The organism is Ruegeria sp. YKSF57 (assembly GCF_059612585.1).
Genome location: NZ_JBXWQW010000005.1, coordinates 94,444 through 115,068 on the forward strand (window position 1 = coordinate 94,444; position 20,625 = coordinate 115,068).

Below are 20,625 nucleotides of genomic sequence, written 5' to 3' on the forward strand. Positions count from 1 at the left end.
GGACTACTGTACCAGATAGGGTTTTTTGGCGGGCATGGATGAGGGTGTCGGATGATGATCGACCGGGAAATCGCCCATCAGATAAGGATGCATCCCTTGGTTCTTGAGGTTTTGCAGGAACCGCCCAAACCCGGTGAGATCGGTCATGGTTGGCGCTTGAGACAAATGTCGGCGGTTGGAATGACCAATTTCGTCAACAAGCATTTGCAGAGGTTCCATCGGCGATTCCACGAATTCTGCCATTGTCCAAATGCGAACACGTGCCTTGACGTTATTTTCCCGCAGAAGATCCAACTGCTTGCTTTCGATCTGCTGTAATCTGGCCGCCTCTTTGCGCAAATCGGCGAAATCCCGATTTGATTTGAACAAGGGCACCGCCCATGCACCGGATATGATCGAAACCTGGGCGTTCTTGTCACGTGCGATGAAGGGGTTGATCTTCTGGTTGTCGGCTGGGCCGAATTGAAAACACTGGTATTCCCCTCGGGTGTTCCAGATCAGGTTTGTTAGGAATGCGGTGGGATTATAGTCGCGCTGGGCGGCACTGTTAGTTAATGCGCCGTTAATGATAGTTTCGCGGTCCGCGAATTCCGCGTGGTCAGGATCATAAAGATGACCATGTACTCGGGCGCCGGTCACTTTGGCGAGCCAGTTTTCGAAATCTTCGAACACATCCGAAAACCCCTGAAACACTGAATATGGACCAGCCGTCATCCCGTTTTCGCGCCCAGGATGTGGAAAGCGGCTTTGCATGTAAAGCCCGCTGCGCCCGCGCGTCCGGCGCTCGACCGCTTTGACAAAAACCCGGTCGATCTTACCAGGGTTGGGTTCTGCGGGCTTCATGGCATTTGTCTGATCGGTCAGAAATGCCTGATACAGCCGATTGGCGTGCGGCCAGATTTTGCGGGCGACAAAGCAGTCCGACCGGCGTAGCAGTTGCAGGTGATCGTCATAGAAGACGTGCGGCTTGCCTTGGTAATCGAACTTGGACAACGTCAGCGACCTACTTTCGATATTGGATGAATACACCCGGGCCAGAGTTTGGAAATAGCTTTCATCCGGAATCCAGACCTTGCGAAAATACCGGTCGTGGATCTTGCGGCCTGGATCTTGAAGGATGGCGGACAAGGTTTGACGTGTCAGACACCACCACTGGCTGCCCATGTGTGGTGTCAGACCATCCGGAATGTTGCGCCGGATTTTCAGGCGGCGCTGCAGATTAACGTAGCTGTCGAATAGTCGGCGCTGTTTTTTCCAAGAAAACGGAAATCGCAGAGTGAACCGCTCGGATTCCAACCCGCCAACAGTCCAGGGTACATCGGCGGTGGTTGCACTTTCGATGAAATCGGTTCTGGGGCGGGTCGCCAAATAGTCGATCAGTTCGGAGACCGGTCGTAATGGTAGGCAGGCGCCCGACGCCAGGTAGATATGGCTCACGTCCAGATTTTGCGACAGCATCAGTTCCGCAGCTGATTGCGAGGCCGCGACGATGCCCCATCCGCCCCATTCGCAAAGATGGCGTTTGGAAAAGGAGATCAGAGGGTCATTGGCGCAGGACGTTGCAAACCGACTATAAAACTCGGATGGGACTTTCTTGTCGACATGAATGACAACAGGACAACCGGAAGCCGTCCAGTGCCGCGCGACCTGCTCGGCGCGGTCGAGATCGGTGTGAACCAGCATGATGACACCCAGTGAACTCATGCCCAGTTTCCTTTGGACATGAGGCCCAAAATCTCAAGCTGACGCCAGTTGATATATTTCTCGGACCATTGACACCAGAAATCTGTCTGGCCTAGCGGGTCTGTGGCATAGCGCTTGTATTCGCTGGATTCGGCATAGTGTTGTCCGCGTTGCAACTCCTCCTGCGCCTTGGCGCCGAATGTATCGATCAATTTGGCGTGCAGCAGCGCGCCACTTGGCTTTTCTCCGCCCCAGTCATCATAAACCTGATTCAGGCCGCGGGGCATAAGGGAATGAGTGGAACTGACGTAGGTGTTCCGTCTTGACCACTTGACCAGCGGTATCTTGTTCAGTGCGGGCGCTTTTCTTGGAGTGTCCGCAAAAAACGTCCGGGCGCGGGGACCTCCCTGGATCCACAGATTTCCATACTGGGGGTTTTTGGAGATTGTATAGTTACCGGGGTCGAACCAGTTGGCAATTTCCAGCGGGTTCTGCCCTTCGGTATACGGCGTCTGGTTGATGGGACCTTTGGGATAGACGTCAATCAGCATGGCGCTGAAGCTGCGGATCGCGCTGTTGTCCAGCCAATCAGTCAGGGCGCGGATGGGGCGCGAATCGCAGAAGGGGTAGACAAAAAACTCATCCGGGTCGACCGTCAAAGCCCAGTGTTCGCGGGCATAAGTGCGAAGCAGATAGTTTATCCAATCCACGCCAAACGTGGCGCTCTTGTAGCTGCTGGACGTGTGCCAGAGTGACACGTCCGGTTGTTCGGAAAGGAACTTGGCAGTGCCGTCATCACTGTCATTATCGACGAACAGGAAATGATCGATCCCAAGGCTGCGGTAGTATTTCAGGAAATATGGGAGCCGGATTTTTTCGTTCCGGACCACACTGGCCAACAGCACCGCACCGGGGCGAATGTTGGATGTGTTGTTTCGGATGGGCGCCAATTCTCGGGACTTGCGAAGGCAGCGCAAAACCCGGCGCTTGCGCCGCAACCTCATGCGATAAGAGTCCAATAAACTCACGCGTCCATCCAACTATTACATACGCGAGCATGTTCAGGCGAAAGTCCGGGATTTGAGCGATCCGGACATTTGCAGTGTTATGTCACCTTTTCCTTCATGCGATCAATGAATTTAGAAAAGGTTATGCCTGGGCTGACATTTCAGCCACGCGTCGTTCTCTTTATGGTTGTAGGTCGATTCATTTTACCATCCACCTGAGGACATCAAACCCAATTCTTCCAATTGCTGCCAGTCTCGCAAGCGAGTTGAAGAATGGGTCCATAAACTCGGGTCCTGAGCGATCCCATCGTAATAGTGATCGAAAAGGTCGGGGTTGTGAAAATGTTGACCACGCAACTTTTCGACGGTCGATTTCCAGACAATTTCCGGAAGGAATTTCGTGTGCAGCAAAACACCCGAGGGCGATTTTCCTTCGGGGCCGTCATAGGTAAAGTTCAACCTGCGGGGCAGGGCCGAGTGGCAAGAATTGACATAGGCATACCGCCGGGACCACTTTACCAAAGGTATCTTGTTCAGGGTCGGAGACCGACGCGGATTGTCGCTAAAAAAGGCGCGCTCTCGCATTCCTCCCTGAACCCAAAGATTGCCCAGCGGCTGTTGGCGTTGACTGCGATAGGGGCTGGCGTCGAACCAGCAAAGCTCTTTCATGGGGTCCGCGCCAGACATATAGTTTGGTTGGCTCAGACTGCCTTTGGGATAAAGGTCCAGCAGGTGCGCGCCAAAAACATGTTGGCCCGAGGTTTCCAACCAACTGGTTAGATCGTGCAGCGACCGGGACTGGTGATGGGCATAAATCAACAACTCGTCCGCATCGATCATCAGCATCCAGTGATTGTGCCCGTACCGCATCTGCAGCCAGGTCATCCAATCCAGCCCAAAGCGCGCGGCGCGATAACTGGCGTAGGTTTGCCATAGAGATACGTCGGGTTGTTCGAGAAGCCATTCGTCGCTGCCATCGTCACTGCCATTATCGATCATCAGAAAGTGGTCGACGCCAATCCGGCGATAGTGCTCGAAGAACCAGGGCAGGCGCGCAACTTCGTTGCGCAGTGTCGTGACCGCTAGAATGTCGCCAAGTCTGATTTGCGTTGTGCGGTTCGAAAGTGTCTTGAGTTGGTGCCGGCTGCGAAACGAGCGCCACAGCAAGCGTCGTCGTTTCCAGAGCAGCTTATAAGCGCGGAGCCACCCTGGATGTTCTGGGCTATCAGCGGCAGACATCGTAGGGTTACCGTTTGTAGTGGCCATTCTGATGCCAGCGCCAGGCATCGGCGATCATAGTCTCTAACATTGACCTTTTCGGTGTCCAGCCAAGTTCGACCTCGGCCCTAGTCGAGCCGGAAACCAGCTTGGTGCAATCTCCCGCGCGGCGTGGGCCAATGTTGAAGGGCACTTCGCGGTTGGTGACAGATTTCGAATGCTTGATCACTTCCATGACCGAGAACCCCGATCCGGTTCCCAAGTTGAATACCCGGCTGCCTTTTCCCTGTTGCAACCATTTCAGCCCCAGAACATGAGCATCCACCAGATCGCAGACATGCACAAAGTCGCGGATGCAGGTGCCGTCGGGTGTGTCGTAATCGGTGCCGAACACGGTTAGCGCGTCACATTTGCCGTCGATTGCATCCAGCATCAATGGCACCAGATGGGTTTCGGGACGGTGGAACTCGCCCACCTCGCAGTCGGGGTCGGCACCTGCCACGTTGAAATATCGAAATATGACGTGCTTCAACCCATGCGCGGCTTCGAAATCGCGCAGGATGTCTTCAATCGCGCGTTTCGAGGCGCCATAGGCGTTCAGCGGCAATTGCGGTGTGGCCTCATCCAGCACAACGTTGTCATGCTCGCCATAAGTGGCGCAGGTCGAAGAGAAGACGAAGTTCAGGCAACCAGCCGCCACGGCCGCCTCGATCAGTGACAGTGACCCGTTGACGTTGTTGGTCCAGTATTTTCCCGGTTTCGACATTGCCTCGCCCACCTGGCTTAGGGCGGCGAAATGCATGACTGCGGCGGGTTGGTATTGGGCGAATACCTCGTCAAGCTGAGCACGATCCAGCAGGTCGCCCTGCACGAATGGCCCAAACTTGACCGCATCCTGCCAACCGGTGATCAGGTTGTCATAGGTGACGGGCGTATACCCGGCCTGCCTTAGCGCCTTGCAAGCATGAGAGCCAATATAGCCAGCGCCACCGGTCACGAGGATGTTGGTCATGATAAGCTGCTCTTTTCTCCTGGTTTAGCCGGTTTCCTGTTTACTCCAGCCCCATGGCCGTCATCATTTCTTCGATCTTGGGCACGTCCTGTGGGTTGTTGAGTTCCCAGAACTGCCGGCCTTTGGCTTCGACTTCGACGCAAAGAACCTTGCGGCCATTTTCCATGAAACGAAGCTGTTCGAGCCCTTCGAGCTGTTCAAGCGGGCCAGTGGGCCAGGTGGGGTAGGCGCGCAGCGCGTCGGGGCGATAGGCATAGACGCCAACGTGGTGAAAAACTGGTGTATCTTCGGCGTCATGGTAGATCTCGGAGGTGTGCGGGATCACCTCTTTGGAGAAGTACATGGCGCTGTGGTCGGCAGCGAAGACGGCAGTCGTTCCGCCGACACGTCCGTTCCTTCGGTCATTCAGCAGACTGTTCAGCGCAGCTGCGTCACACCGCAAAACCGGAGTGGCGACACCCGCATCGGGTGACGCCCGCAAACCGGCGACAAGATCTTCGACGAACCAATGAGGGGTCAGAGGGGCATCGCCTTGCAGGTTGACAACGATGTCAAACCCGCCACCCAGACTGTCATGGGCCTCGGCACAGCGTTCGGTTCCGTTGCCGCAAGTTTCCGAGGTCATCACCACCTCAGCCCCGAACCCTTCCGCCACTTCGCGGATGCGGTCGTCATCGGTTGCTACAACCACACGGTCCACGCCCGACACGGCGGTTGCCGCCCGCCAGGATCGTTCAATCAGGGTCATCGAACTCCCTGTTGCCCCGGTCAGTGGCACCAGCGGCTTGCCGGGATAGCGGGTCGAAGCATAGCGGGCGGGTATGGCGATCAGAACGGACATCAGGCCTCCTTCAGCTCAACACCCGGAGCGTAGGCGATAAAGAACGGGTTGGCATAGCCTTCTTTGCCGTAGGTCAGCGGCGAATGATCGTCAAAACGAACCACCTTACCCCCCGCACCAGCCAGCACGGCATGGCCGGCGGCGGTATCCCATTCCATCGTGCGGCCAACACGTGGATAGAGATCGGCCTCGCCAGTCGCGACCAGACAGAATTTCAGCGAGGAACCGGCGCTCTTGCTGTCCCGTACTTTGTATTTGCCGATGTAATCGTCGGTTGCTTGATCTCGGTGCGATTTCGACGCGACCACCAAAAGGGCAGAATTATCCGGTTTAGAGACAGATATCGGGTTCAGATTGCCGGACGCAACCTTGTCTAGAGCGCCCGTTTCCTCCACCGATTGACCGTCGGGCCGAGTATAGAACATGCGCCCTTTTGCCGGAGCGTAAACCACTCCGCGAGTGGGTATGCCGTTTTCCACCAAAGCGATGTTGACAGTGAAGTCCCCACGCCGGTTGATGAATTCTTTGGTCCCGTCCAGTGGGTCGACGATCAGAAACGTTTCGCCGGACTGCGAATGCGAGGCGGCCTGCTCTTCGGTTATCAGCAGGATATCTGGGAATGCGGCGCGCAAGCCGGTCGAGATCAGCGCGTCTGCTGCTTCGTCCGCTTCGGTTACAGGACTGGCATCGGATTTGACCTTCACGTCGAAATCATCGGCGTTGTATATTTCCATGATCTTGTCGCCTGCTTCCAGCGCAAGCCGCCGGATTATCGGAATTAGGTCTTCGTAAGTCACAAAAAAGCTCCGATCCTGTGATTTGTTGAACTAACGCATTGCCGACCTTATGCTGCGATGAAAACGGATCGGCAAGATTTCCGTGTCAGTTTTCAGGCAATGAAGCAATAAGGACGGTCGGGTGTTTCGCTATAGACAGAACAAGACCCTGGTGGGTGGGGCCGTCACGATGGCCGAGATCACCTTTCATGAGGTGGTCCGTCATGTCAGATCCAAGCACAACAATGCATGGGTTGCTTTGGGCCTCAACATTCTACAGGCAATGGTGTTTGTCGGCGTGTTTTATGCCATGTTCACGCTCTTGGGCATTCGGCGTATGTCCGTGCGCGGTGACTTTTTGCTGTACATCATGTCCGGCATTTTTCTGTTCATGTGCCACGTCAAGGCAGTGGGGGCGGTGTCGGGGGCGGCGGGCGCGAACAGTCCGATGATGAAGCACGCGCCGATGAATACGCTAGTAGCGATTGCCTCGGCCGCGTTCGGAGCGCTATATACACAGCTTTTGACCCTATTTGTGATCCTGTTCATCTATCAGGTCGCTTATAAACCGCTGGTGATCTCTGATCCGGTCGGAGGCTTCGGCATGCTGTTGCTGGCGTGGTTCACCGGATGTGGTGTCGGTCTGGTGTTTCTGGCAATCAAGCCATGGGCGCCGGCGGCGGTTTCGATTATGGCCACGATCTATCAACGGGCCAACATGATCGCATCAGGCAAAATGTTTGTGGCGAACATGCTGCCGCCGACGATGCTTGCCATGTTCGACTGGAATCCGTTGTTTCACGCCATCGATCAGTGCCGCGGTTTTGTGTTTCAGAACTATTTTCCACGTAACAGCAGTTGGGAATACGCGTTATGGGTCGGCATAGTACTGATCATGCTGGGTCTGATGGGTGAATTTTATACCCGCCGCCATGTTTCGGCCAGCTGGTTTGCGCGCCGCTGACTAGTCTCCGGCCACCCGTAGGGTCAGGTTCAGCCGCCCGCCCTTTGGCAATAGTTTCGATGATCCGAATCTGATCCGATCGACGCCATGGTAGGTCAGTCGTGCCGGGCCAGCCATGGTCACAACGTCACCTGAGTTCAGCCAGATCGACTCGGTCTTTCCGCCGCGGGTGGCATTCCCGATCCTGAACAGCGCATCGTCGCCGAGAGAAACGGACACCACGGGCCAGGAAAAATCGGCCTCGTCTTTGTCCTGATGCAGGCTCATACGGCTGCCATCTCCATAGTAATTGATCAGGCAACAATCAGGCAGGCGGCTCGCACCCGATACACTGCGCCAGATATTCAGGATCTCGTCAGGGATCGCGGGCCATGGCACACCACTAGGATGCTTGTCCTGATACCGATATCCTTGTCTGTCCGTTACCCATCCAAGAATCCCTGCCGAGGTCATGCGCACCGACATTTCCCTTCCTGAGGGTGTTGTTGGGCGCACCAGCGGCGCCAGCTTGAGTACCGGGCGTAGAACCTCGATCAAGCGGTTCTGGCGAGCGGAATCGAGATACCCTTTTCGAATGTCGAAGCCGCGCAGTATCAACCGAGTCATGGGTAAACGTCCGTTCCTTACCAAATCGTTGCCAAAAAGGTCCAAGATTCCTGAAAACCTGCGATTTACCATGCTTGCAGGCCTCCATTTCGGCCCTTATATACGCCGGGACGCGCGATGGTGTAGTGCCGTCGCGCACCACTGATCGGGGCCGGGATGCCGTAACGGGTTCGGGCCCCGGGACATCGCCTTGAAGAGAAAGGGATCGAACACATGGGAAAAGTAATCGGTATTGACCTCGGCACCACCAACTCGTGCGTTGCCATCATGGACGGATCGCAACCGAAGGTTATCGAAAACTCCGAAGGGGCGCGGACCACGCCTTCGATCGTCGCCTTCACCGAAGACGAGCGACTGGTTGGGCAGCCCGCAAAGCGTCAGGCGGTCACCAACCCGGAAAACACCATCTTTGGCGTCAAGCGCCTGATCGGTCGCCGGGTCGACGACGCAGAAGTCGAAAAAGACAAGAAAATGGTGCCCTATGCCATCGTTGATGGTGGCAACGGTGATGCATGGGTCAACGCCCGCGGCGAAAAGTACTCCCCAAGCCAGATTTCGGCCTTCACGCTGGGCAAAATGAAGGAAACCGCGGAATCGTATCTGGGTGAGGAAGTCACGCAGGCGGTCATTACAGTTCCCGCCTATTTCAACGACGCGCAGCGGCAGGCCACCAAGGACGCCGGCAAAATCGCCGGGCTGGAAGTACTGCGGATTATCAACGAACCGACGGCTGCCGCGCTGGCCTATGGTCTGGACAAGCAGGAAACCCAAACCATCGCGGTCTATGACCTTGGTGGCGGTACCTTCGACGTGACCATTCTGGAAATCGACGACGGCCTGTTCGAGGTTAAGTCGACCAACGGTGACACCTTCCTGGGTGGTGAAGACTTTGACATGCGCATCGTCAACTACCTGGCCGACGAGTTCAAAAAGGAACACGGTGTCGACCTGTCGAAAGACAAGATGGCGCTGCAGCGCCTAAAAGAGGCGGCTGAAAAGGCCAAGATCGAATTGTCGTCGACCTCGCAAACCGAGATCAACCAACCTTTCATCTCGATGGGTTCGAACGGCCAGCCACTGCACATGGTCATGAAGCTGACTCGCGCCAAGCTGGAATCGCTGGTGGGTGATCTGATCAAGAAGTCGATTAAACCCTGCCAAGCGGCCCTGAAAGACGCGGGCATCTCGGCAGCCGATGTTGACGAAGTGGTCCTGGTCGGCGGTATGACCCGCATGCCCAAGGTCATCGAAGAGGTGACCAAGTTCTTTGGCAAAGAGCCTCATAAGGGTGTGAACCCTGACGAAGTCGTTGCAATGGGTGCTGCTATTCAGGCTGGTGTTCTGCAAGGCGATGTAAAGGACGTGGTTCTGCTGGACGTGACCCCGCTGTCGCTGGGTATCGAAACGCTGGGTGGTGTGTTTACCCGCCTGATCGACCGCAACACCACGATCCCGACCAAGAAATCCCAGGTGTTCTCGACTGCCGAGGATAACCAGAACGCCGTTACCATTCGCGTGTTCCAGGGTGAGCGTGAAATGGCCGCAGACAACAAGATTCTCGGCCAGTTCAACCTTGAAGACATCCCGCCCGCACCGCGTGGAATGCCGCAAATCGAGGTGACCTTCGACATTGATGCCAACGGCATTGTGTCCGTGTCGGCCAAAGACAAGGGTACCGGCAAAGAACAGAAAATCACCATTCAGGCATCGGGTGGCCTCAGCGACGAGGACATCGAAAAGATGGTCAAGGACGCCGAGGAAAATGCAGAGGCTGACAAGGCCCGCAAAGGACTGGTCGAAGCCAAGAACCAGGCTGAAAGCCTCATTCACTCGACCGAGAAGTCGATGGAAGAGCATGGCGACAAGGTCGACCCGACCACCATCGAGGCGATTGAACTTGCCATTGCGGCGCTGAAAGACGAGATCGAAACTGACAATGCCGACAAGATCAAATCTGGCATTCAGAACGTGACCGAAGCCGCGATGAAGTTGGGCGAGGCCATATATAAGTCGCAGATGGAAGACTCCGATGACGAACCGGCTGCGGCGGATGCGGGTCCGGATGCAGACGACATCGTGGATGCCGAGTTCGAAGATCTGGATGACGACAAGCGTAACTAACGGGTAAACCGGGCCAAGACGGGCCGGTCCGGTTGCCGGGCCGGCCCGAATTCGTTGAGGCAGAAGGGATATCGGATGTCAAAACGTGACTATTACGAAGTGCTCGGTGTGTCCAAGGGCGCTGCGGCGGATGAAATCAAGAAGGCCTATCGCAAAAAGGCCAAGGAGTTTCATCCGGACCGAAATAAGGACAACCCGGATTCTGAGGCGAAATTCAAAGAGGCCAACGAGGCCTATGAAGTACTGAAGGACGCCGACAAAAAGGCGGCCTATGACAGGTTTGGGCATGCCGCGTTCGAAAACGGTATGGGCGGCGGTGGGCGTCCGGGCGGCGGTTTCGGTTCGGGCGACTTTTCCAGTGCGTTTTCCGATGTGTTTGACGACCTGTTCGGTGATTTCATGGGCGGTCGTGGAGGCGGTGGCGGCGGACGTCGCGCCGCACGTGGTTCGGACCTGCGCTATAACTTGCGGGTATCGCTGGAAGATGCGTATTCGGGCCTGCAAAACACGATTAACGTTCCCACGGCAGTGGCCTGTTCGTCATGTGAAGGCACTGGCGCAGAAAGCGGTGTCGAACCCGCAACGTGTCCGACTTGTTCCGGTATGGGAAAGGTTCGCGCGCAGCAGGGATTCTTTACCGTTGAACGCACCTGCCCTACTTGCGCTGGCATGGGGCAGATCATCAAGAACCCGTGCAAATCCTGCCACGGTCAAGGTCGCGTCGAAAAAGAGCGTGCGCTGAGCGTCAATATCCCGGCTGGTGTTGAAACTGGCACCCGCATCCGACTGGCGGGCGAGGGTGAGGCCGGAATGCGTGGCGGTCCTCCGGGTGATCTCTATATCTTTGTCGAAGTGACCCAGCACAAGCTGTTCGAACGTGACGGCGTGAACCTTTATTGCCGGGTGCCTGTCAGTATGTCCAAGGCAGCGCTGGGCGGCGCGATCGAAGTACCGACCATCGATGGCGGGCGTGGTCGCGTGCAGATCCCGGCTGGCAGCCAATCGGGTCGCCAGATGCGCCTTCGAGGCAAGGGCATGCCTGCATTGCGTGGGGGTGGTATCGGAGACATGCTGATCGAACTGGCGGTCGAGACGCCGGTCAACCTGACCAGCCGCCAAAAGGAATTGTTGCGTGAGTTTGATGAACTGGCAGATGATAACAATCCCGAGACAAAAAGCTTCTTTTCCTCGGTGAAATCCTTTTGGGACGGGATGAAGGGCTAGACCTGAAGTTTGCTCTCAGGCGGGAGGCGCAAAATATCGTTCTTCTGGGATGAGTTGATCGGTAGTGGAAGGCTGTTAACTTCTCAGAAACCGGTTCTGCGTCAACCTGTTTGGATGACACAGGATTCACTTCACGAGTCTCCCATGCTTTTTGACATGGATGAAGCGCAAGCGGTGCCACTACAGCTTGGACGGCTGCCATCATATATCAAAGATCACCGAAAGCGGCTGCGTGAGAGGTTCATGACCGGCGGCGCGGCGGCCATGCCAGACTATGAGTTGCTGGAGCTGATCTTGTTTCGCTCTGTCCCGAGGCAGGACGTAAAGCCGCTCGCCCGGCTGTTGCTGGATACTTTCGGCGACTTCAGCCGAGTACTGTCAGCACCGGTTGATCGATTGCGAGCCGTTAAGGGGGTTGGTGACAGCATTGTCACCGACCTGAAAATCCTGGAAGCGAGCGCTCATCGTATGGCGCGGGCGCGGGTGATGCAGAGGCAAGTTATTTCCAGTTGGGATGCTTTGCTGGACTATTGCCATACGGCTATGGCGCATCGGGAGACTGAGCAGTTCCGGGTGTTCTACCTGGATCGCAAGAACGTTCTGATCGCGGATGAAGAGCAGGCGAGCGGCACCGTCGACCATGTTCCGGTCTATCCGCGGGAGGTGGCGAAACGTGCGCTGGAACTGAATGCCTCGGCACTGATCCTTGTTCACAATCATCCGTCGGGTGACCCGACTCCCTCACAGTCGGATATCGATATGACACGGCAGATTCAGAATGCATGCGTGGCGCTGGGGCTGACCCTGCATGATCATCTGATCATCGGAAAATCGGTCGAACTAAGTTTCCGTGCTGACGGATATCTCTAACCGAGCAGGCTACTTGACCCAAACCTCGACCCGGCGGTTCACCTTTCTTCCCCAGTCGCTGTCGTCGCATGCCATTGGCAGCGCCTCACCGAATGCGTCTACTTCGATTTTCACGTTATCCGGCACCGCAGTTTCAATCGCCGAAAGAACGGCTCTGCGAACCGAATCCGCGCGCCTGCGTGCGATACGGGTGTTAGCAGCGGCCGACCCTTCGCTATCGCTGAAGCCAATGAAGAAAAGTTCGCGCCCGTCATACGATCCGGTTTCCAGCGCCTTGGCAAATTGAAGGATGTTGGAGCGAGATTGCGCGTCGGGGCGGGCTGATCCCGTCTCGAACCGGAACGAAATGGTCAGCCTTTGCATCGGAGCCAGCGTGGATATCAACCTCTGCATTTCTTGCAGAGTGACTTCGTCCCCGGCCGCCGAAATGGCGTTTGCCAACCTATCGCCCTGCGCGCCCAAGCGAATGTGTTCGGCCGTTTGATCGACGAAACCGGCGCGACGGATAACGATTTGCGCAGCAGGGCTTTTGGCATAGGATAAAAAATCGCGGGCGATCTTGGGCAATCGCCGCGCGGGGAGATAAAGGAACATCGGCGAGGACAGTGGATAGTCTTCGGTTTTTATGCTCCAACGCGAAGCAGACAAGGAAAATCCGCACTTTCCCGTTAGAGTCAATGCGCGCGTCGATCCGGTCTCAGCAAAGCTTGTCATACCGAGGCCGAACGGATCCGACGCCACTGCATGCGCCAATTGGCTGCCGCGTCCATGGCGTTGCACCGACGAGGCGACTTGTAATCCTGCAGGCTTGAGCAACTTGTCCTCAACTGCTTGTGCCAGACCTGAGCCGGAGACCGGCAAGTGCAGAGAAATCGGAGCGTCCGGGCCGCCAAGTTCGACCCAGTTTGTAATACGGCCAGCGAATACCCTTGCGAGGTCAAAGGTCGAAATACTCTGAATAGGGTTTTCCGAGGACACTACGGGAACCATCGCGTCCAAGGCTAAAACGAGGCTGCGAGCAGGATCGTTCAGATCACCGAGGCCGGTTTCGGATATCCTCTGGTGTTCATCGGGCCGAACCTCGCGCAATGCCATCACAATATCGGCCTCCAAGGCGAGAAGATCAGCGAAGCCCTCGTCTGTGGTGTTGACGTGAAATGTAAACCTCGCAAGTGGAGCTGAACGGCGCGGCTGGAACAGGCTATAGACAAAACTTGTTTCGTCCTGTGTTTCGCGTTTCGTTCGCAAACCATTGCGCGCGGCAAAACCTTCGACCAGAGGGGGCAGGAGGGATTCCGCCATTGTGGCCGAGCCAGACAGGACGATTTCGGCTACGTACTCGGTTAGATTGGGGCAGGCCGGGCCATCACAGGTGACGCCTGACCCGTCCACAGTAAGTTCTCCGAACTGCGTCTGAATACGATAGAATTCGCCGTCGAAGCCCAGAAAAGCGCCGGAAACAGAAACTTTACCATCGTGGGAAATCAACGTGATGTCCTGCGCAAAAGCGCCATCCATGGATATGCAATATGTAAGTGCGGCGATTGTCGCCGCACGAAGCCAAGTCATGTGATACCTGATGTCGCCTGTTGCCTATTTGGCCGCGATCTTCAGGTTTTGAAACAGATTATTCAACACCAGAAAATCACCGACAGACGAACAATCCGGCATTGATACCGACAGGTCGCGTGAGGTCATTGAGTCGTCACCATGCATCATGAAGGATTGAGCGTTCAACGTGCGTCCACAGTTTTCTTCTGTGACCTCAGCTTCGACTGTCATCTCGATGGTGCCAGATTTCTTTGTGCCTCTGGAAGGAAATGAATACACCTCGACCAACTGTGCGTCGCTCAAGGTTGTATTGCCAAGCCGATCGGTGTTGCCCAATCCATGTGAACTCTCGTTGGCCCAGACATGCCCGTCTTCACCATAGGCGGCACCGAACTCTAACGCGTGCAACTGCAGATCGGGACCTCCCCGCCATTGCAAAGCAACACGATCATAGGCCTTGAGATCTGGGATCACGGTTGAGGCAACCGAGCCTTTGTTGTTGGCAAACTCAACAATGAATATCGCTCTTTCCGACATTGCCGGGATCGTTACGGTCAACCGGCCTTGGGTATCGGTTTTTTCGGTAAACATCAGCCCGTTGTGATGAACCGTCAACCGTTCGCCTTTGTGACAAGGTGCGTTAACAAAGAGCGTCGCGTTTGCCAGAGGTGCAGGTTCTGCATTAGCCGTGACCTTGCAACTCACTGGCGACGCTGGTCTGGCTCGCTTTTCATTACCCAAGGTCTGCTCAGGTTCAGACGCTTCGGTCTTGGCGTCAACAGAGGTCAAAGAGATTTTTTTCAGGGCCTTGACCTGAATGTTTTGGCTTAAAGTGCTTTCGAGCGGCAGCAACGAAGCGGTGCGCGCCGAGGGCTCAGAACTGTAATCCCGGTCGGCGCTTTTTTGCATGAAATAGCCGGTCGCCAGCGCACAGCCGACGGTTCCGCCAATCATAATTAGTCTTCTCCAAAGCTCCATTGGACATCCCCTTTGTTTCCGGAGCGGAAATCAAAGTCGTCAAAAAAGGCGGCCAATCTATGGCCGCCTTTGGGAGTAATTTTGTCCGTTTCAGGGCGGGCGTCAGGTCAGCCGCCCGTGGCAATGCTTGAATTTCTTTCCGGACCCACAAGGGCATTGATCGTTGCGCGATGGGTTGCCCCAAGTCTCCGGATCGTCTTCGACAAATCCAGGGCGGGGATCACCCGAAGCCTGAGCTTCGGCAATCGCTTCTGCCTGTTTGGCGGCCTTTTGCATTTGCGCCTGCTGTTCAGCGTATTGCGCCAGCATCTGCCGTTGTTCTTCCTCGGTCAGAGGGCGAATGCGGGACAGTTGCTGTGTCACCGCCTCCCGCAATCCGTCCAGCATGCTTTCGAACAGTTGGAAACTCTCGTTCTTGTATTCATTCAGCGGATCGCGCTGTGCATAACCACGGAACCCAACCACTGACCGCAGATGCTCCAGCGTTAAAAGGTGTTCACGCCACTTTGTGTCGATGGTTTGCAGAAGCACCTGTTTTTCGATGTTGCGCATATTCTCGGGGCCGAAATCCACGGCCTTCTTGGCCATCATCTCGTCGGTGGTCTTGATCAGGCGCTCGCGAATGTCGTCATCATCGACACCTTCTTCTGCCGCCCAACTCTGGACGGGGACGTCGACACCAAGCTTTTCAATGACGGCAGAATGGAGGCCATCTGTGTCCCACTGATCGGCATATGTCTTGGGTGGCATGAACTCGTCGATCAGATCGTCGATAACCTGTTCGCGCATATCGGAAACGATTTCGGACAAATCCTCGGACGACATGATTTCGCGGCGCTGGTTGAAGATCACCTTGCGCTGATCGTTCATCACGTCGTCGAATTTCAGAACGTTCTTGCGCATATCGAAATTGCGGCCTTCGACCTTGGCCTGGGCGCGTTCGAGCGACTTGTTCACCCATGGATGGATGATCGCCTCGCCCTCTTGCATTCCCAGCGTGGTCAGCACCTTGTCCAAACGCTCCGAACCAAAGATGCGCATCAGGTCATCTTCGAGGCTGAGGTAGAAAACCGTGCGTCCGGGATCGCCCTGACGGCCTGAACGACCGCGCAACTGATTATCGATACGGCGGCTTTCATGTCGTTCCGACGCCATGACGAACAGGCCGCCGGCGTCAAGAACCTTTCTCTTTTCTTCAGCGTGACGCGCTTCTTCGGCAGTGCGCAGTTCGGCTGGGTCGGCTTCGGGATTGGCGGCGATAGCTTCGAGCACTTTCATCTCGACATTGCCGCCCAATTGGATGTCGGTTCCGCGGCCTGCCATATTCGTGGCGATGGTCACTGCGCCCAATCGACCGGCATCTGCCACGATCTGGGCTTCCTGCTCGTGCTGGCGAGCGTTCAGGACATTGTGTCCGATGCCTTCCTTGCTCAACATCTGGCTGAGCATCTCCGATTTTTCGATTGACGTCGTTCCGACCAGTACAGGTTGCCCTTTCTCGTTCGCTTTTTTGATCTGTTCGATTATGGCGGCGTACTTTTCCGGCGCGGTTCTATAGACCTGATCGTCTTTGTCTTCACGTGCGATGGGCTTGTTCGTGGGGACCTCGACCACGCCCAAACCGTAAATTTCGCCAAATTCCTCAGCCTCGGTTAACGCGGTGCCGGTCATACCGCTCAGTTTGTTGTACAGGCGGAAAAAATTCTGGAAAGTGACACTGGCGAGCGTCACGTTCTCGGGCTGAATCTGTGCACCCTCTTTGGCTTCGATGGCTTGGTGAAGCCCATCAGACAGACGCCGGCCGGGCATCATACGGCCGGTGAATTCGTCAATAAGAACAACGTTACCGTCGCGCACGATATAGTCCTTGTCGCGCTGGAAAAGCTTGTGCGCGCGCAGGCCCTGGTTGACGTGATGCACAATGGTCGTGCTTTCTGGATCGTATAACGAATGTCCCTCGGGCAGCAGGTTGCGATCCAGCAGGAGCTGTTCAAGAAATTCGTTGCCTTCATCGGTAAAGGTCACATTGCGAGATTTCTCGTCCAGCGAATAGTGATCGTCCTGTAGCGACGGGATCAAGGCGTCGATTGCGGTGTAAAGGTCGGATCGGTCCTGTGAGGGGCCGGAAATGATCAGAGGTGTCCGTGCTTCGTCAATCAGGATCGAGTCCACTTCGTCCACGATCGCGAAATTGTGGTGTTTTTGATAAACTTCATTCAAATCTGCTTTCATGTTGTCGCGCAGATAATCGAAGCCGAGTTCATTGTTTGTCGCATAGGTAATATCGCAGGCGTAGGCGGCCAGCTTGTCAGCATCGGCCTGTCCCGACCAAATGACACCGGTGGTCATGCCGAGGATGCCGAACACTTTACCCATCCATTCAGCGTCGCGCTTGGCAAGGTATTCGTTGACAGTCACCACATGAACGCCCTTGCCGGCCAGCGCGTTCAGATAGGCGGGGAAAGTCGCGACCAAAGTCTTTCCCTCACCCGTCTTCATTTCCGAGATATTGCCCTGATGGAGAAAGATCCCGCCCATCAGTTGTACGTCGAACGCCCTGAGACCCAAAGCCCGTTTGGCGCCTTCGCGCACGTTAGCAAAGGCTTCGGGCAGCAGGTCGTCCAGTTTTTCGCCATCCAGCGCTCGTTTGCGCAACTCTTCTGTTTTCGATTTCAGGTCGTTATCCGAGAGTTTTTCGAACTCCGCTTCCAGCGCGTTGATCTTTTCGACCAGCGGGCGTGTCGCCTTGATCTTTCGGTCGTTCGGCGTTCCGAACACCTTTTTGGCGAGCGTTCCGAGTCCCAGCATGTTCACTCCAGCGGATCTGTTCTTGTCGTGGTTCCGACAGGCTTGCCCGCCCTGCGCGCAACCCATAGATACGGGGGGTGAAAGGCGGTCCTGTCCAAGGCTTCAAGCGATGTAAGCGGCAGGCCGTAGAGTGTCAACGCCACGCACCGTCGCGGCAAAGAAATAGGATGATTCAATGCCCAAAGGCCTCACATTTCTGCCATCTCTGGCGCTTGCCGTCGGCCTGGCCCTGCCTCTGATCGCCGAGACGACAACTGACGCCGACACGGTGGTGGCAGTCGTCAATGGGGATGAAATCACTTTGGGCCACATGATCATCGCGCGTGCGACGCTGCCGAGGCAGTATCTGGAGCTTGAGGATCAGGTTCTGTACGATGCCATCCTCGACCAGCTTGTTCAACAGACGCTTTTGAAACAACAGCAGAATGGCGAGCTTCCCAAGCAGGTGGCGATTGCGCTGGAAAATGAGAGGCGTTCGCTACTTGCAGCGGAAACCATCGAGGATATCCTGCGCTCGGCCTTGAGTGAAGAGGCGGTTCAGGCCGCCTATGACGCCGAATACGGCGACGGGTTCGGCGGCGATGAATACAATGCCTCACATATCCTCGTGGAAACCGAAGAAGAGGCCATGGCGGTCAAGGCCGATCTGGACGGTGGTGCGGACTTTGCGGAAACCGCCAAGGCGAAATCAACCGGCCCCTCCGGCCCGAATGGCGGTGAATTGGGCTGGTTCGGCCCGGGCGCCATGGTTCCCGAATTCGAACAGGCTGTTGTCGCTTTGGAAAAAGGGCAGATCTCTGAACCGGTTCAAACCCAGTTCGGCTGGCATATCGTGACGCTGAATGATCAGCGCAAGGCGGAAGCACCGGAACTGGAAGCGGTGCGCGGAGAGCTTGCATCCAAAATCCAGCAGGAAGCCATTCAGGCGCGCCTGGACGAATTGACGGATGCGGCGACCATAGAGCGCCAGCCCTTGGACGGTGTGACGCCGGACGTCCTGAAACAACTGGATCTGGTGCAGGAGTAAGCCGCCATGGCAAAGATCACTAAAGTCTCGCCACTCGCCCCGAGCAGCTTTCCGGATTTGCCGGTCATCGCGGGCGTTCGGTTTGCAACTGCTGCCGCGGGTGTACGGTATCAGGGACGGACCGATGTCATGCTGGCGGTGATGAACGCCGGCACGTCGGTTGCGGGCGTATTTACCCGGTCAGCAACGCGTGCCGCCCCGGTCTTGGATTGTCAGACCAAGATTGGTGGAGCAAGCGATGGACCGGCCGCGATCTTGGTCAATTCCGGCAATGCCAATGCCTTTACCGGGCATTTTGGACAAACCTCGGTGGCCGAGGTGGCCAAGGCGGTTTCAGACGCGACAGGGGTTCCTGAATCTCGAGTTTTCACGTCCTCGACTGGAGTGATCGGTGAACCGCTGCCGCATGAGCGGATCGTGGCAAAACTGGAAGATCTGAATGCGGCCCTCAGCCCTGATGCAATTGAGGATGCAGCCACGGCAATTATGACCACCGACACTTTCCCAAAAGGTGCCAGCAGGACCGTCGGGATCGACGGCAAGATGGTCAAAATTGCGGGAATTGCCAAGGGGTCGGGCATGATCGCGCCGGACATGGCAACGATGCTGGTCTACATCTTTACCGACGCAAAGGTGGAACAGGCCGTCTTGCAGCAGATGCTGGGTGAGATTACCGATCGCACCTTCAACTGTATCACTGTGGATAGCGATACTTCGACTTCGGACAGCCTTTTGCTGTGCGCTACCGGTGCGTCAGGAGCTGATGCTACCGGAAACCCCGGGTTCACCGAGGCGCTTGAGGCAGTGATGCTGGATCTGGCGCAACAAGTAGTCAGGGATGGCGAAGGCGCGTCCAAATTTGTCGAGATTCGTGTAACAGGCGCCGCCTCGGACGCTGATGCAAAGGTGCACGGATTGGCGATCGCAAATTCTCCGCTGATCAAAACGGCGATAGCGGGGGAGGACCCGAACTGGGGCCGCGTCGTCATGGCCATCGGTAAGTCTGGGGCAGCAGCAGACCGGGACCTGTTGAGCATTTCATTTGGCGATATTCTAGTGGCCGAAAAAGGGTGGGTCAGCCCTAACTACCGCGAGGCGGACGCAGCGGCATATATGAAAGGTCAGGAACTGGTGATCGGCGTCGATCTGGGATTGGGGGACGGTAATGCAACGATTTGGACCTGTGATCTGACCCACGGTTATATTGAAATCAACGCGGATTATCGCTCGTGAGAACGGTATTGGTATCTGCCGTTGCGCTAATTGATGTGGATGGGCGGGTGCTGTTGGCGCAGCGCCCGGAAGGTAAGTCGATGGCCGGTCTTTGGGAGTTTCCCGGGGGCAAGGTTGAAGTCGGGGAAACCCCCGAAGCCGCTCTGATCCGCGAGTTGGAAGAGGAGCTGGGTATCAACACCTGGGCTTCTTGTTTGGCCCCACTGACTTTTGCCAGCCACAGTTATGACGACTTTCACTTACTGATGCCCTTGTTCGCCTGTCGGAAATGGCAGGGCACCCCGCGGGCACAAGAGGGACAGGCGCTGAAATGGGTGCGAGCCAACGAGTTGCGTAGTTACCCGATGCCGCCTGCGGATGTCCCTTTGATTTCAATTTTGCGGGACTGGTTGTAAAATCCAATACTATCACATCGCGCGAGTTCGTTTGATCAGGCTGCTGAAAAATTAACCTTATGGGATAACAATTTAATTTTTACATTCGATTTTTCGTGTATGATGAGTCTTATTCCTTTTTGGGGAGGATTGGGCATGTTGCGGACAATTGCACTGGGAAGTTGCGTTTTCGTGCAAGGCACATTTGTTCGAAAATTGGCAGATGGGCGTATCGTGGTACGCGTAGAGAAGAAGCTTTATTTCGGGCGACCTGTCGCGGCATCGACTTGAATGCGGCAGAATACACCACTCACGTGAGAGCGACACGCGAC

17 protein-coding genes are annotated in these 20,625 nt (G+C 55.9%); 7 read left to right on the forward strand and 10 right to left on the reverse strand.

Annotated elements, in window-relative coordinates:
- Window positions 1–3: 3 nt before the first annotated feature.
- From AC2FLX_RS03350 to cysQ, 6 genes are all read right to left on the reverse strand, one after another.
- Window positions 4–1,704, reverse strand: coding sequence for a DUF5927 domain-containing protein (locus AC2FLX_RS03350; RefSeq protein ID WP_496811301.1), 1,701 nt, complete (start codon window positions 1,702–1,704; stop codon window positions 4–6).
- On the reverse strand, window positions 1,701–2,687 hold the full coding sequence (locus tag AC2FLX_RS03355; RefSeq protein WP_496745535.1) for a glycosyltransferase family 2 protein: 987 nt from the start codon (window positions 2,685–2,687) through the stop codon (window positions 1,701–1,703). The genes AC2FLX_RS03350 and AC2FLX_RS03355 overlap by 4 nt, the downstream gene beginning before the upstream one ends.
- Before the next feature lie 207 nt (window positions 2,688–2,894).
- Window positions 2,895–3,929, reverse strand: coding sequence for a glycosyltransferase family 2 protein (locus tag AC2FLX_RS03360; protein ID WP_496811300.1), 1,035 nt, complete (start codon window positions 3,927–3,929; stop codon window positions 2,895–2,897).
- 7 nt (window positions 3,930–3,936) lie between these two features.
- Window positions 3,937–4,920, reverse strand: coding sequence for a UDP-glucose 4-epimerase GalE (gene galE, locus AC2FLX_RS03365; protein WP_480750098.1), 984 nt, complete (start codon window positions 4,918–4,920; stop codon window positions 3,937–3,939).
- Between the two features lie 40 nt (window positions 4,921–4,960).
- Entirely contained in the window at window positions 4,961–5,761 is an 801-nt protein-coding gene (locus tag AC2FLX_RS03370) for a 3-deoxy-manno-octulosonate cytidylyltransferase (RefSeq protein WP_496811299.1), read from the reverse strand.
- The gene (cysQ, locus tag AC2FLX_RS03375) at window positions 5,761–6,558 is read right to left on the reverse strand and encodes a 3'(2'),5'-bisphosphate nucleotidase CysQ (protein WP_496811298.1); all 798 of its coding nucleotides are present in this window, start codon (window positions 6,556–6,558) and stop codon (window positions 5,761–5,763) included. Before cysQ ends, AC2FLX_RS03370 begins: the two co-directional genes overlap by 1 nt.
- Window positions 6,559–6,679: 121 nt before the next feature.
- Here cysQ and AC2FLX_RS03380 point away from each other — a divergent pair, with 121 nt between their 5' ends.
- Complete coding sequence (locus AC2FLX_RS03380; protein ID WP_496811297.1) at window positions 6,680–7,501, forward strand: ABC transporter permease; 822 nt, start codon at window positions 6,680–6,682, stop codon at window positions 7,499–7,501.
- On the opposite strand, the gene AC2FLX_RS03385 is transcribed toward AC2FLX_RS03380, so the two are convergent.
- Window positions 7,502–8,107, reverse strand: a complete 606-nt coding sequence (locus AC2FLX_RS03385) for an alpha-ketoglutarate-dependent dioxygenase AlkB family protein (RefSeq protein WP_480750101.1) — start codon at window positions 8,105–8,107, stop codon at window positions 7,502–7,504.
- Between the two features lie 213 nt (window positions 8,108–8,320).
- Between AC2FLX_RS03385 and dnaK the strand changes: the two genes are divergently transcribed.
- The 3 genes from dnaK to radC all read left to right on the forward strand — a co-directional run bounded on the left by dnaK (window position 8,321) and on the right by radC (window position 12,322).
- Entirely contained in the window at window positions 8,321–10,228 is a 1,908-nt protein-coding gene (dnaK, locus tag AC2FLX_RS03390) for a molecular chaperone DnaK (protein WP_480750102.1), read from the forward strand.
- Between the two features lie 75 nt (window positions 10,229–10,303).
- Window positions 10,304–11,452 (forward strand): molecular chaperone DnaJ, encoded by a 1,149-nt coding sequence (dnaJ, locus tag AC2FLX_RS03395; protein ID WP_480750103.1) that lies wholly within the window; start codon window positions 10,304–10,306, stop codon window positions 11,450–11,452.
- Window positions 11,453–11,566: 114 nt separating this feature from the next.
- Window positions 11,567–12,322, forward strand: coding sequence for a RadC family protein (gene radC, locus AC2FLX_RS03400; protein ID WP_496745511.1), 756 nt, complete (start codon window positions 11,567–11,569; stop codon window positions 12,320–12,322).
- 9 nt (window positions 12,323–12,331) lie between these two features.
- On the opposite strand, the gene AC2FLX_RS03405 is transcribed toward radC, so the two are convergent.
- The 3 genes from AC2FLX_RS03405 to secA form a co-directional block, all read right to left on the reverse strand.
- Window positions 12,332–13,891 (reverse strand): phosphate ABC transporter substrate-binding/OmpA family protein, encoded by a 1,560-nt coding sequence (locus tag AC2FLX_RS03405; RefSeq protein ID WP_496811225.1) that lies wholly within the window; start codon window positions 13,889–13,891, stop codon window positions 12,332–12,334.
- A gap of 24 nt (window positions 13,892–13,915) precedes the next feature.
- The gene (locus AC2FLX_RS03410; protein ID WP_496875375.1) at window positions 13,916–14,827 is read right to left on the reverse strand and encodes a hypothetical protein; all 912 of its coding nucleotides are present in this window, start codon (window positions 14,825–14,827) and stop codon (window positions 13,916–13,918) included.
- Between the two features lie 126 nt (window positions 14,828–14,953).
- A complete protein-coding gene (secA, locus tag AC2FLX_RS03415; RefSeq protein ID WP_496811227.1) occupies window positions 14,954–17,659 on the reverse strand; it encodes a preprotein translocase subunit SecA in 2,706 nt (901 codons plus the stop codon).
- A gap of 175 nt (window positions 17,660–17,834) precedes the next feature.
- On the opposite strand from secA, the gene AC2FLX_RS03420 reads away from it, so the two are divergent.
- The 3 genes from AC2FLX_RS03420 to mutT are packed head-to-tail and all read left to right on the forward strand — an operon-like array spanning window position 17,835 to window position 20,314.
- Entirely contained in the window at window positions 17,835–18,686 is an 852-nt protein-coding gene (locus AC2FLX_RS03420) for a foldase protein PrsA (protein WP_480750108.1), read from the forward strand.
- A 6-nt stretch (window positions 18,687–18,692) separates the two neighbouring features.
- Window positions 18,693–19,919 carry a bifunctional glutamate N-acetyltransferase/amino-acid acetyltransferase ArgJ gene (gene argJ / locus AC2FLX_RS03425; protein ID WP_496811228.1) on the forward strand — a complete coding sequence of 409 codons (1,227 nt, stop codon included), beginning with the start codon at window positions 18,693–18,695 and terminating at the stop codon, window positions 19,917–19,919.
- Window positions 19,916–20,314, forward strand: a complete 399-nt coding sequence (gene mutT / locus AC2FLX_RS03430) for an 8-oxo-dGTP diphosphatase MutT (RefSeq protein WP_480750110.1) — start codon at window positions 19,916–19,918, stop codon at window positions 20,312–20,314. The genes argJ and mutT overlap by 4 nt, the downstream gene beginning before the upstream one ends.
- The last annotated feature ends 311 nt before the right edge of the window (window positions 20,315–20,625 follow it).